This window comes from Acinetobacter sp. C13 (genome assembly GCF_016809775.1).
Taxonomy (GTDB): Bacteria; Pseudomonadota; Gammaproteobacteria; order Pseudomonadales; family Moraxellaceae; genus Acinetobacter; species Acinetobacter pittii.
Genome location: NZ_JAFBJL010000004.1, coordinates 315,894 through 329,221, shown reverse-complemented (window position 1 = coordinate 329,221; position 13,328 = coordinate 315,894). Strand labels below are relative to the sequence as shown.

10 protein-coding genes are annotated in these 13,328 nt (G+C 38.4%); 6 read left to right on the top strand and 4 right to left on the bottom strand.

Annotated features, from left to right (window positions below; genetic code table 11):
* Positions 1-438 precede the first annotated feature (438 nt).
* From JGE69_RS13745 to JGE69_RS13730, 4 genes are all read left to right on the top strand, one after another.
* Complete coding sequence (locus JGE69_RS13745; protein WP_227602436.1) at positions 439-1,752, top strand: COG3014 family protein; 1,314 nt, start codon at positions 439-441, stop codon at positions 1,750-1,752.
* A 19-nt stretch (positions 1,753-1,771) separates the two neighbouring features.
* Entirely contained in the window at positions 1,772-2,182 is a 411-nt protein-coding gene (locus tag JGE69_RS13740) for a YcfL family protein (protein ID WP_199113625.1), read from the top strand.
* Positions 2,183-2,235: 53 nt separating this feature from the next.
* Complete coding sequence (lpoB, locus tag JGE69_RS13735) at positions 2,236-2,838, top strand: penicillin-binding protein activator LpoB (RefSeq protein WP_063098120.1); 603 nt, start codon at positions 2,236-2,238, stop codon at positions 2,836-2,838.
* A gap of 70 nt (positions 2,839-2,908) precedes the next feature.
* Entirely contained in the window at positions 2,909-3,913 is a 1,005-nt protein-coding gene (locus JGE69_RS13730; RefSeq protein ID WP_063098119.1) for a CsgG/HfaB family protein, read from the top strand.
* 40 nt (positions 3,914-3,953) lie between these two features.
* Here the strand turns inward: JGE69_RS13730 and JGE69_RS13725 are convergent, their stop codons facing one another.
* The 4 genes from JGE69_RS13725 to cysM are packed head-to-tail and all read right to left on the bottom strand — an operon-like array spanning position 3,954 to position 9,455.
* The gene (locus tag JGE69_RS13725; protein ID WP_002117181.1) at positions 3,954-6,260 is read right to left on the bottom strand and encodes a RelA/SpoT family protein; all 2,307 of its coding nucleotides are present in this window, start codon (positions 6,258-6,260) and stop codon (positions 3,954-3,956) included.
* A 30-nt stretch (positions 6,261-6,290) separates the two neighbouring features.
* Complete coding sequence (gene rlmD / locus JGE69_RS13720; protein ID WP_167564106.1) at positions 6,291-7,682, bottom strand: 23S rRNA (uracil(1939)-C(5))-methyltransferase RlmD; 1,392 nt, start codon at positions 7,680-7,682, stop codon at positions 6,291-6,293.
* Between the two features lie 9 nt (positions 7,683-7,691).
* Complete coding sequence (locus JGE69_RS13715) at positions 7,692-8,510, bottom strand: 3'-5' exonuclease (protein WP_005066255.1); 819 nt, start codon at positions 8,508-8,510, stop codon at positions 7,692-7,694.
* A 12-nt stretch (positions 8,511-8,522) separates the two neighbouring features.
* Positions 8,523-9,455, bottom strand: coding sequence for a cysteine synthase CysM (cysM, locus tag JGE69_RS13710; protein ID WP_002117176.1), 933 nt, complete (start codon positions 9,453-9,455; stop codon positions 8,523-8,525).
* Positions 9,456-9,627: 172 nt separating this feature from the next.
* On the opposite strand from cysM, the gene JGE69_RS13705 reads away from it, so the two are divergent.
* Both JGE69_RS13705 and JGE69_RS13700 read left to right on the top strand, forming a co-directional pair.
* Positions 9,628-12,435 (top strand): ATP-binding protein, encoded by a 2,808-nt coding sequence (locus tag JGE69_RS13705; RefSeq protein ID WP_086264969.1) that lies wholly within the window; start codon positions 9,628-9,630, stop codon positions 12,433-12,435.
* A 93-nt stretch (positions 12,436-12,528) separates the two neighbouring features.
* Entirely contained in the window at positions 12,529-13,317 is a 789-nt protein-coding gene (locus JGE69_RS13700; RefSeq protein WP_199113627.1) for a crotonase/enoyl-CoA hydratase family protein, read from the top strand.
* The last annotated feature ends 11 nt before the right edge of the window (positions 13,318-13,328 follow it).

The window sequence follows — 13,328 nt, the reverse complement described above, 5'->3', positions numbered from 1 at the left end:
GTTTTTTTTAAGTTATTCTAAACTTTAAACCCCGATAAAATAAATACCATCATATATTAATTAAAAAACCTTCAAATAAAAAAGATGAATATTAAAAAAATAAACATATCAATTATTTAAATTTAAGAATCCAATTAATTATGATTAAAGCGATAAATAAAACTTAAAAGCTAAGATTAAAATTATTATAAAAACTTAATTAGATTATTTATCAAACAAACAAACACTTAAAATATAAAGCTTCAAAACCCTTTAACGCTATATTAGATAAGGCTTTGCGTTTACTCTTCAATAGAACAAATAAAACTAATAGTTAATAAAATTATTGAAATACTCACTTTACAAAATTATAGTTCGTTTATTTTTGTAAACTTGTGAGTATTTTTTGTGACAGATTTTTCAATAATTAAGCAATCACAACGACACAAAAAAACTTTTCTGGCTATTCTATTTAGCAGTGTTTTACCTACTGCTCAAGCTGGCTTTTTTGATGACTACAATCAAACCGCTCAGAGCTTCCGTGCAAACCTCACGCAACCCATTCCAGAAGAAACTCATAAATTTTTAGATAAAAAAGCTAAAGGGAGCGATGCTGCACTCTACCTACTTGAAAAAGGTCGTTTACAACAAGCTAATCATCAATATGAAGAAAGTAAGAAATCCTTTGAAGCTGCATTTGTACTATTAGAACAAAGAAATAATAAAGCAAAAATTAGTGCCTCAGAGCTCGGATTTAAAGCTCTCTCACTTGTGAGTAATGACAGTGTTATTCCTTACAAAATCCCAGAATATGAGCAAGTTTTAGCGCATGTTTATCAAGCCATAAACTTTATGGCTCTCAATAATCCAGAAAGCGCTGGTGTAGAAATGCGTATCGCCCAACGTATTCAGCGTGAAATTGAACTCGCCCACACGAAGGAAGCTGAAAAAGCTAAAGAAAAAGCTGGTTCCGATAATAATCAGAACTTTGACGAAGCTTTTGCTGGTCTAGATACAATTGCTGGGAAAGTTAAAAATACATATCAAAATGCTTATGCATTTTACATGGCAGCCACTCTTTGGGAAGCATTAGGAGAAGAAAACGATGCCCTCGTTGACTTCAAAAAAGCTTATGAATTACAGCCTAATGACTTCATTAAAAATGATGTTAAACGCTTAGACATGTCTTCAGGTAAAAAATCTCAACAATATCCAGTTGTAATTTTCTTAGAGCAAGGCCTAGTACCTCAAAAAATACCCAATACATTTGCATTGCCTACTCCAAACGGCTTAATTAATGTTTCATTTGCTAGCTACAACCCCTCTACCTATAAAAGCCCTACTAGTCTTCAGGTATTTGTAAATGGTAGACCTATGACTAACACCTCTACTTTAACTGATATAGGCGCATTAGCTGTAAAAACATTAAAAGAAAATGTAGCTGCCAATATGACATCGCAAATTGCGCGCACAACAGCAAAATATATGGTCCAAAAAGAACTTGGGAATCACCTAGGGGCTATCGGGCAAATTGCTGGAAATATTTACAACACAGCTTCTGAAAAAGCCGATGTTCGTGCGTGGAATACTCTACCAAGTAATGCTCAAGTTGCCCGTCTCACTTTGCCAACAGGCACTCATACTATCCAACTAAAAAATGGCTATATGACTCAAGAACTCAATATTGATGTGAAGCCAAATCAAACTGTGTTTATTCATGGCATAGAAGCAAATCAAGAAATTTTAACCGATAGTTTTGCTATTACTCATTAATGATTAAAGGATATTCAAAATGAAAAAGGCCGTAATTTATTTGAGTCTACTCTCAATTGCATCTGCATTTTTTACAGGTTGTACAGCTCCAAATGCTATGCAAACGAAAACAGATAGCGTAACAGGCAAAAGTACTGTTCGTACACAGACCAGCAACCCTGTTTTAGCTACCCGGATTGGTGTTAGCCGAATCAATATGACAACTTTAGGGGATATCAAACGCGCTTCACTTGCATTAAAAAATGGTTGGTTCTATGCCCAAGACTTCCAATACAAAGTTGTATGGTTTGATGCGGAAGGAACTGAAATTAATCCAGAAGGCGCAATTTGGAAACCTATTAGCTTACAAGGTCGTGAAGTTAAAACTATTCAGTCAGTTGCACCTAACCCTAGTGCAGTCGATGTATTGATTTACATGAAAAAAGATTAAGTTTTTAAACCTAAATTCACAATATTATTTAAAGATAGATACAGGACATTTTAATGAAAATTAAATCACTATTCATAATTACAGCAATGAGTAGCGCTGCACTTTTTTCTGGTTGTGCTTCACAAACCGTTAGCTATGGTGATGCGCAATCTGTTGAAACTTTAACAAAAGATTTTGGTTCTACGGACTTACAGCAAATTGCGACAAAAATGGTGGATGACATGCTTGCCTTCCCACCAATTATTGATATGACCAAAAATCGTCGTCCTGTTTTATTTGTTGACAAAATTAAAAACAAATCTCAAGAACATATCGATACAGAGTCTATTACCGATACGATTCAAAACCGTCTAATCAATTCAGGAAAATTCCGCTTTGTAGACATGACTTCTGTGGGTGCAGTAGCCGACCAGATGGCGTATCAACAACGTAGCGGAATGGTAGATAAACGTACTGCAGTAAAATCTGGTTCACAGATTGGTGCTGAGTATATGCTGAATGGTAATTTATCTAGCATCGTTAAAAACTCGGGCGGCAAGAGTGATGTTTACTATAAATTCACTTTAAAACTACTGAATTTAAAAACTGGAATCGTTGAATGGACCAGTGAAAAAGAAATTCGCAAATCTGCAAAAAAATCTACATTCGGCTTATAAGCTTTTCTAAATAATCCTTTATAGCATGGCAATTATTAATTGCTATGCTCTATGAATAAAAAGAGCCTTTATGAGAAAAATATTTTGCGCAGTACTATTAAGTCTTACTGCCACCTCAAGTTTTGCCGCGTTACAAGAAGTGATGAAAGAAGCTTCAGGTAGTGGACCAACCCAGCAACAAGCTATTGCAGAAGCTTTATTGACAGCAGCTCAATCTGTGAATGGAACAAAAGTAAGTTCACAAATGGGGATGGCTGAAGAAGTTAATATGGTTATGACAGATCACCACTGGTCATATCAAGGCAAAAGCTCACCTGTGTTCAGTGTACAAGCAGAGTCTTCAGGTGCAATTAACCGTTTTCAAGTGCTTAGTGTTTCTGGTTCAGGTAAAAATTATAAAGCCCGCGTTCGAGCTTATATTAGTAAATATCAATCAAATGTAGCTGATCAACATTTACGAAGAATAGCAGTTTTTCCTTTTCAAGTAGTTGAGTCAAAATTTAACTTAGCATCGGGTGAAGACCCATATGAGTTTGTGCAGGAAGTAGCGGATCTAATTGGTACGCAAATGGCAAATTCACGACTACTAAGTTTAGTAAGTCGAGATTATATTGAAGAGATGGCAAGCGAAAATGCATTCCTCGCTTGGGATGGTGCGCCATCCGAAATGGCAAGAATTGCCCAAAAAGTGGGTGCAGACTATATTCTTGTTGGTAGAATTAATGAAGCCCGTACGGTTCAAGGTCAATCTTTTTACGGCGCAGTTCCAGCTGAACGTGATGCGATTAAACTAAACTGGCGTGTAATTGAAGTAAATACAGGCAAAATTGCAGCAGCTGGTTCTATTAAGCAACCACCACAAGCAAATGTTGGTAATTTAGTCACACAAGATACCCCACCTTCTAGTACCGAAATTTTCGCAGATCAAGTCGTAAATGATGTATTGCGTGGTTTATCTTTGAAATCAAATCATTACTCTCAAAACGAAGATAGTTTTGATAATCAGGTAAATTCTTCACCATTATCAGATGCAGATCTTCCTTCAGGTTCTAGCGAAAAACCAATTCGCTGGTAAATAAAAAGGCTGTCATTTGACAGCCTTTTTACTTAATTTATTAAACGCCTTGAATCATGCGTCGTGCACTAATGATTCCAGGTTGCTGCTCTAGGCGAGCCAATAAACGTGAAAGCTGCGCTAAACCTTTAACCTCAATGAGCAACTTCATATTAGCAATACCATCTGCCTCAGAAATTGTATTGACCTGACGAATATTGATTTGGTCAGAGAAAATCACTTGAGTTAAGTCTTTAAGAAGACCACGACGATCATAAGCTTCCACCACAATCTGAACGCTTTGACCACGTGTTGGCTGCATTTCCCAATCAGCTTCAACAGCACGCTCTGGCTCTTGCTTAATCATACGCTGATAGTCAGAGCAAATGACTTTATGGATGCTGACACCACGGTTCAAAGTAATATATCCAGCGATTGATTCACCATGCACCGGCTGACAGCACTGAGCGATGTGCAGCTCTACATTATCCAAGCCATCAATTAAAATGCCATGTGCTGATAGCGTATGGCTGGCACGTGGATTTAATGTTGGTTTAAGTACTAGTTCAGGCTCATCCTGATCTAGATGCATTTGGCGGTTCACCTGATTAATCAGGGCATGTAAGCTAATATCGCCACTGACCAGATTCACCAAAATGTCGTCGCCAGTCTTCACATTAAAATGTGATGAATAATCGTTTAGGTCGATACTTTTTGGGTGAATCGCAAGACGAGCCAACTCTTTATTAAGCAGTTCTCGGCCTACTTCAAGATTTTTACTACGGTCTTGCTGTCTAAACCAATGACGCAACTTGTCACGTGCACGAGAGGTTTTGATATAACCCAGAGAGTTCACCAACCAGTCACGGTTTGGTTCACGATCTTTTTTAGTTAAAATTTCAACCTGTTCACCCGTTTTTAAAGTATAGGTAAGTGGCACATAACGCTGGTTGACCCGCGCTGCATAACACTTATTCCCTACTTCTGTATGCACATGATAGGCAAAATCTAAAACTGTTGAGCCACGCGGCAATTCCTTAATATCACCATCACGACTGAAAACATAAATCTTCTCAAAGCCTTCAAAGTCTTGTAACTGTTCAAAGCCTTCTGTTTCATCTTCATTTTGGTGTACCGTCGTTTCATTACGTTCTTGATAGTGTTCTAAAACAGCACGTAATGAATGCAAACGATGGTTAAAGGAATGGTCAGTATTCTTTGACCCTTCTTTATAGTTAAAGTGTGAACATACGCCTAACTCTGCTTCATCATGCATCTCATGAGTACGAATTTGCACTTCAAGAGATTTGTTTTCAGCAATTACAGCCGTATGCAAAGAACGATAACCATTGGCTTTCGGATTGGTAATATAGTCATCAAACTGATGCGGAATATGACGCCAGATTTGATGTACGATACCTAAAGAGTGGTAACACTCTGGCACACTATTGACCAACACACGCAAAGCACGAATGTCATAAAGTTGGTCGAAGCTCAGGTTTTTGCTCTTCATTTTTCGATAAATCGAATAAATGTGTTTTGCACGCCCTGTAATTTCAGCTTCAATGCCGTAAGACGCTAACTCATTTTTCAAACGATCAATGACGAACTGAATATAATGCTCACGCTCTAAACGCTTTTCATTGAGTAATGAAGCAATCTCTTTATAGCGATCTGGAGCCAAATAGCGAAACGCTAGATCTTCAAGTTCCCATTTAAGCTGAGCAATACCAAGTCGATGTGCCAACGGCGAATAAATAGTAAGAATTTCACGCGCTACACGCTCTTGGCGTTCACGAGAGGAATTTGCAAGCTCTCGCAAAGAATAAGTACGTTCAGCAAGTTTAATTAAAACAACACGAACATCTTCTGTCACCGAAATCAGCATTTTATAAATGCCGCTTAGATGTTCTCGTTGATTATTATTAAAGTGATCTTCTAACCGTTTATTTTTCTCAATAAGTTCTGAGAGTTTACCCATTGCCAAAGTACCTTTGACAAGATTGTAAACTTGCTCCCCGAATTTCTGTTTCACTTCTTCTATATCGGTAATGCCTTCACGCACACTACGATAAAGCATTGCTGCTGATAAAGTATCTTCATCTACATGGAGATGTGCCAGAATGTCGGCCATTCCAACGCCTGTAGCAAAAGTATTGGAACGATGATTAACCGTTGAATCTAACTCTTTTTGCAGGGTTAAATGAGCGACTTTTTCAAGTTGTTCAAGCTCCGCCCCATCTAATATTTCACGCACCCGATCCAACCATGAGGCTAAACCGATTTGCGTTTCGGCGGCATGCTCTACAGTCGTTTCCTCTGACAACTCGGTTAGTTGTTCAGGTAACTGTTCACGTACTGTGACCATACCATTCTCCTCAATATGTAACTCATGTTTTTAATCGTTTATCTCTTGAATTTTTTCAAATAGTGCAATGGATTCAACATGTTCGGTATGCGTAAACATGTCCATCACTGCTGCTTTTTTTAACTGGTAACCATATTGGACCAAAACACCCGCATCCCTTGCCAGTGTAGCTGGATTACATGATACATAAACGATTCTTTTTGCTCCAAAATTTGATACATACTGCATAATTTCATATGCACCAGCACGAGGAGGATCAATCAATAATGCATCAAATCCTTGATTTGCCCAAGAATGATGCGAAAAATCTTTTGTTAAATCTTGTGAAAAGAAGGTTGCTTGCACCAAACTATTGCATTTCGCATTAGCTGTTGCTCGCTGCACCATTTCTTCACTCCCTTCAACACCGACAACCTGACCACTCTTACCAACACATCGTGCTAACGGGAGTGAGAAATTGCCCAAACCGCAAAATAGATCAAGTACCTTTTCACCTGGTTGCAATTGAAGCAATTCACATGCCAATTGAACCATTTGTTCATTTACTGTGGCATTGACCTGAGTAAAATCCAATGGCGAAAAAGCAAAATTTACATTAAACCTTTCTAAGGCATAGTGTAAACGTAAAGCACCTTGTTCATCATCAATACGACGAATGCTTTCAGGACCTTTAGGTTGCAAATACAACTGCCACCCTTTGTGTAACGCAAATTGCTTTAATTGGTTGACATCAGAATTGTTTAATTTTTCTACATGACGAACCAATAAAGAAATTTGATTATCACCTTTTGCTAATTCTACATGACCAATGTGCGCTTTGCCTTTTAGACTTTGGAGTAAAGTGCGTAACTCAGGCAGACTATTTGATAAGTTTTTATCCAAAACACTACAGCTATGGACCGAAGTTAAACGATTACTATGATGTTCGCGAAAACCCATGATTAAGCGATCTGGTTTTGGCAAATAGCGCACGCCTATTCGAGCACGACGACGATAATCACTTTGTAAAGATCGAATCGGTTCTAGCCACTGTTCAGGTTGAATACCTGCAAAATGCTGTAAATGTGACTGGAGTACATTTTGTTTTAAACGGATTTGTTCATCAGGGTGAATATGCTGCATGCTACATCCCCCACAGATACCATAATGAGGACAAATTGCCTCGATCCGATTTGCTGAAGGTTCTCCTAACAACTGCAACATTTCAGCTTCTTCAAGACGCTTCGCTTGATGGGTAATCCGAGCTTTTACAGTTTCTCCTGGCAATGCATAACGAATAAAAACTTTTTTGCCATGCTTATCTGCAGGGTGCTCAGGATGAGAACCATAATGCGCAATTCCACGCCCCTCATGAGAAAGTGTTTCAACCTGAAAAATATATTCAGGTTGTTGGAGGTTGCGAGATTTGGCTTGTTGTTTCAAAGAATGAACCTAAAAATCTGAAGAATTAAAATAGTGAGAAGTAAATTCAGTATGTTTCGAAGTACGTTCCCATACTTCGAGGAAGTCGGCCTGCTGTGGCATAGTCTGTAAATATTCAATACTCGAACTGATCCAATGATTATGTTCATCTGCATTCAATTGGCCTTTTAGTACTAACCAACGCAAATAAATAAACCATGTATTGAGCACATCGCCTTCACAATAGCTCGTCAATTTTAACCACTGTTGATTACGAACATATTCAGGCACATGATAACCCGACTCACCACGCTTACCCGGCAAACCTAAAATACAGGCAATATCATCAAGCTTTTGAAAATTACGACCATTAAACATTGCCATCACGTCCATTAAATCTATATGGCGATGGTGATAACGGTTTTGGTAATTATTAAAACGCTTCTGGCTATCAATCTCGCCTTGATCAAATAGACCGGGTGCAGAGAGCCCATGATACATAGCGCGAAATAGGATAACTGGTAAATCAAATTGCGAACCATTCCAACTTACTAGAGTCGGATGGCGCTTATCAAAAATAGATAAAAATTTCTGTAAAATTTCTGCTTCAGAATATTGTTCTCGACTAAAAGAAAATAATCGAAAACCAGACTCATCGATCCATAAGCCAGAAATACAAACAATTTCATGTAAAGGCAAACGCTGAAAGTCCATACCAGATTCTTGGCGACGGATTTTCGTCAATGCTTGCTCTACATCGGCCTCAGGTAAATCAAGATGATATAAATGCGCACCCGCTTTTAAATCAGTTAAAGTTTCAATATCAAAAACTAAGGTAGGGAAACGCATTATTTCTCTCAATTATGAGTTATCGTCCTGTACTGAAAACAGACCTGTAGACAAGTAGCGATCGCCACGGTCACAGATAATGCAAACAATAACAGCATCCGGATTTTCTTCTGCAATTTTGATTGATGCCCAAACTGCACCGCCTGAAGATGTACCAGCACTAACACCTTCCATACGAGCTAATTTACGCATAGTTTTTTCAGCTTCAATTTGTGGAATATCGATAATACGATCAACACGGCTACTATCAAAAATAGTAGGCAAATATTCTTTTGGCCAACGGCGAATACCGGCAATACTTGATCCGTCTGCAGGCTGTAAACCAACAATTTGAATATCTGGGTTTTGTTCTTTTAAATATTTAGAAACACCCATAATGGTACCGGTTGTGCCCATTGAACTCACAAAATGGGTAATTTTACCGCCTGTTTGTTTCCAGATTTCAGGACCAGTCGTCAGATAATGAGCTTCAACATTATCAGGATTACCAAACTGATTTAAAACGTGACCTTTACCTTCTTTTTCCATTTGTAAGGCTAAATCACGTGCACCTTCCATTCCTTGCTGTGGTGTCACTTCAATCAGCTCTGCGCCATAAGCCAACATTGCGTCTTTACGCTCTTGGCTCATATTGTTCGGCATAATAAGTTTCATTTTATAGCCGCGCATTGCCGCAACCATAGCCAAAGCAATACCTGTATTACCGCTGGTTGCTTCAATTAATGTATCACCCGGTTTAATTTGACCACGTTTTTCTGCCTGCATAATCATGTTATATGCAGGACGGTCTTTTACAGAACCTGCCGGATTATTACCTTCCAATTTTGCTAAAACTATCGCTTGCGTATGAGAAGCTAATCGCTGCAAACGAACTAGAGGCGTCTTACCTACATAGTGATCTAACAAAAATTCGTCGGCTAAAAAATCAGGTTGTGTATTACTCATGATCAACACCTATATCGAGGTGGGCCTATTGTATGAAAAAATGCTCGGTACTGCACCCATTTCAATATGCTTTTTCATGAAAGCGATTAAAGCTCGGTCATTTATAAAATGCCGTCTGTTTTAAAATAAAGCGTGATAAGATGCCCTACAGAGAGATAAATCTGATGTAGCCATGTCTAATTTCAATAAAACCTTATCGAAACGCTTACGTCTGAATCATGCATATGGACAATTAATTGCTCTTATTTTTGTGCCCATCATGATTTTAACGTGTGTTGGTGCTTTTCTGGTTTTAACTGAAACCTCACATTCAGTAAAACAACAACAGCTACATCATGCCTCAGCAATTTTAGCTCGCTACAATCAAATCGCGATCGATTTATATAAGCTTGTTGAACTAGAGCCCGATGAATATGATCACGCCCAGCACATCATGCAAAGCATGTTTAGTGAAAAAAATCTAAAACGTGCTGCTTTAATTGATAGTAATGGCCAGACCTATTTAAGTATCGGTTATCGCGACAATCGCTACTGGCCAAACTTTACGCAAAGTAGTAATTTTTTTGGTCCAATATCTTATAACCACAACAATATTTATGGACAGCGGATTAGCGACACACCCGGAAAAGCACCTGTCTGGCTCGTCATTGAAATGGATAATCAGCCACTAGAATTGGCACGTTACCGTATTTTGATTGCCCTCGTCATTACTGGCTTAATGACCTTATTGTTACTTTTACTTTGCTTGAATTTTTATTCGCGTCGCTGGATTGCACCGATGTACGAAATTCGCATGCAGTTGCAACGTTTAAATGCAGACACGTTGGACCAGCATATGGTCATTAACAGTACAGGTGAATTACGCTTATTACAGCGAGATATTGCAAACGTTGTTAAACGATTACACTTTAGCTTTTTAGAGTTAAAAGAACACACCGAACAAACCGAAGAAGACTTACGCAGAACTTTAGATACTTTAGAAGTTCAAAACATCACTTATCGTCAAGCACGCGACCAAGCCATTTCATCGAACCAAGCAAAATCAGTTTTCCTTGCCAATATTAGTCATGAACTTCGAACACCTCTAAACAGTATTGATGGCTTTATTCATTTATTACTTCGTCAGCAAAATCTAAATAACGAACAAAACCTTTACCTGCAAACTATTCGCAAATCATCTGCCCATTTATTAGCATTAATTAATGATGTATTAGATTTCTCAAAAATTGATGCCGGTAAGTTAGAGCTTGAAACAGCACCGTTTGATTTAGAAGAAGCTGTCTTTGATGTCATGGATATGCTGTCTCCACTGGCTGCTCAAAAGCATATCGCAATGGCTTTTTATTATGCGGACAATATTCCACAACAAGTGATTGGTGATGCTTTACGCTTTAAACAAATTCTAACTAATTTGATTTCAAATGCGATTAAGTTCACTCCAGATGGCGAAATTATTGTTCGTGTTCGTATGGAACATGATGATATCGGACAATGCCTACTTCATTTTAGTGTTCAAGACAGTGGTATTGGTTTAAGCGGCACAGATCGTAAAAAATTATTTGAATCATTCTCGCAAGGTGATGCATCCGTTACACGTCAATTTGGCGGTACAGGTTTAGGTTTAGCTATTTCTAAACAGCTTGTCCATCTCATGCATGGCCAAATTGGCTTTGAGGATAACCAAGAACGCGCTCCAACAGAAAAAGGCTCGACCTTCTGGTTTACAGCACAATTTGTGGTAGATGAAGATTACGAGATTGAACACCCGCACTTTGAACATTTACAAGTGGTGTCTTATCTTGCCCACCCTGCTACAGCAAGTGTTTTACGTTATTACCTTGAGAACTATCATGTTCCTCATATCGAGACACAATCGATTCTGGACTTATTTAGTCGTTTAAAACATCTTGATCAAAAAGACAATACATGGCTCATTGTTGACCACAGCGGCGATACTGAAGCGTTATTAAAAGAAATCCGTAGTCGTTATCAAGGCAATTTGGCAGTCTATGGCTATCAAATGACACTTGAACCAAATATGCTCAATGAATATCGTGCTCGCCCTTTATATCAACCATTAAGTCGAAGCGGACTCATTCAATTATTAAATGATCAGCCTATTTTTGAAGAGGAGCAACAAGATTTTAATGGTCAAGGTTTACACATTCTGGCAGTCGATGACCACTTACCTAACTTAATTGTTTTAGAAGCCTTGCTAGGCGAGCTCAACGTTAGAACAACTAAAGCTCTCAGCGGTCAAGAAGCGCTGAACCTGATCCAAGAGCGAATTGACCAGAAGCTTAAACCATTTGATTTGGTATTTATGGATATTCAAATGCCTGTTATGTCAGGTATTGATACAACTCGCGCTATTCGTTCATTAGAGTCGACTTTAGATGGTGAAATGCAGCTTCCAATTATTGCATTAACAGCACATGCTCTTGCTGATGAAAAGCAAAAACTCCTCAAAGTAGGCATGAATGACTATGTCACCAAGCCAATTCAAATGGAACAAATTATCCAAATTTTAACGCAATGGACCAAAAACAACTTTACATCAAAAGCTCTAGATAAAGACCATCATGTCGTTGCAGAAGCATTAGACCCAGAAATTCTAAACTGGCAACAAAGTTTGCAGCTTGCAGCAAATAAAGAAGATCTTGCTCAAGATTTACTTAAAATGTTAGTTGATAGTTTCCCAACTGAGCTAGACGAAATGCAGCAGCTCATCGAGCTTGAAGACTTCCCTCAACTTGAGCATGTTTTACATCGTCTTTATGGTGCTACCCGCTATGTAGGTACTCCAAAACTGCAACAAGTGACAGGTGATTTTGAGCAATTTATTTCAACACTACGCAAAGAACGCCGTATAGCCGATGAAGGGTTTATTGAAGAAGTTATGAGACGCTTTGATGAGTTAGGACTTGTTGTTAAAGAAGTTGAAAGTGCTGCTCATCAAATCTTGGTGATTCCTGACTAGCATATCTACCAACTGGTATGACTGAGCTGTCATGTTTCCAAATTACAGCCATGTTATGCTCCGCTTATCGATAAAAAAATAAGCGGGAATTTCATGGCACTTTTACGTATTGAAAAGAATAATGGCATTGCAACAGTTTATCTAAACCGCCCTGATAAACGTAACGCCATGAGTTTTGCCCTTCTCAAAGAACTCGTTTCAACAGCAAAAGCCATTAAAAAAGATAGAGATATCCGCTGTGTGATTTTGGCAGGGGAAGCACAAGTTTTTAGTGCTGGAATTGATTTATCTGATCTGAATAATCCGAAAAACTCCGCTTTTGCCATTTGGGAGCTTGTTAAACCTGGCCAAAGCCTCTTCCAGAAAGCATTCCTGATTTGGCAAAATTTACCTGTACCTGTGATTGCAGCTCTTGAAGGATATTGTTTTGGTGCCGGAATGCAACTTGCCTTAGCAGCTGATATTCGCATTTCTCATCCAGACACTAAAATGTCGATTATGGAAAGCCGTTGGGGCTTAGTTCCAGATATGGGACTTACTCGCTCATTGAAAGGCTTAATTGGTGTTGACCTTGCAAAAGAACTCACCTTAACAGCCCGTGTTTTTGATGGGAATTATGCAAAAGAAATTGGTCTTGTGACTCATTTAAGCAACTCTCCACTAGAAAAAGCCAATGAAATAGCTGCTGAAATGTTACAACGCTCACCTGATGCCCTAACTGCAGCAAAACGTGTACTTGATGCAATGGAACACCAACCTGAAAAGTCATTACGTCTAGAAAAAATCTGGCAACTTAAATTATTACTTGGTAAAAATAGCAAACTTGCTCGTAAAAAAGACAAACATCCGGAAGTTAATTTTTTACCACGCCAATATAAATAAAGAGCTTAGAT